This is a genomic window from Flavihumibacter cheonanensis, from assembly GCF_022352215.1.
Taxonomy (GTDB): Bacteria; Bacteroidota; Bacteroidia; order Chitinophagales; family Chitinophagaceae; genus Flavihumibacter; species Flavihumibacter cheonanensis.
In genome coordinates, this window is the sequence record NZ_JAKRWF010000147.1 from 1 (window position 1) to 285 (window position 285).

Annotated in this window: 1 protein-coding gene; it reads right to left on the minus strand. The window is 62.1% G+C overall.

The genetic code is table 11. The features are described from left to right. Nucleotides 1-89 precede the first annotated feature (89 nt). Nucleotides 90-285, minus strand: a 196-nt coding sequence (locus tag MD536_RS21470) for a hypothetical protein (RefSeq protein ID WP_239603830.1), incomplete at its 5' end; no start/stop codon positions are given.

Below are 285 nucleotides of genomic sequence, written 5' to 3' on the forward strand. Positions count from 1 at the left end.
TGGAAACAATACCATTCAGCCCGGAATGTCGCCCTGTCGGTTGTGCTTGAAGCGGCTGAACTGCTTGAAATCTTTCAATGGAAATCCGATCAGGAATGTGAAGAAGTTCTTAAAGACCCCGCTGTCAGGCAGAATCTTTCCGATGAATTAGCCGATATGTCGAGCAGGTCCGGCCGCTCGGCCGCGAGCGTCGCCAGCGCGGCGCCCGGACCTCCGGCTGCGGCCAGAGCCGCGGCGGCGACGGCGATCGCAGCGCCCGCCATCAGGGCGCCCTGGAGGGCCTCC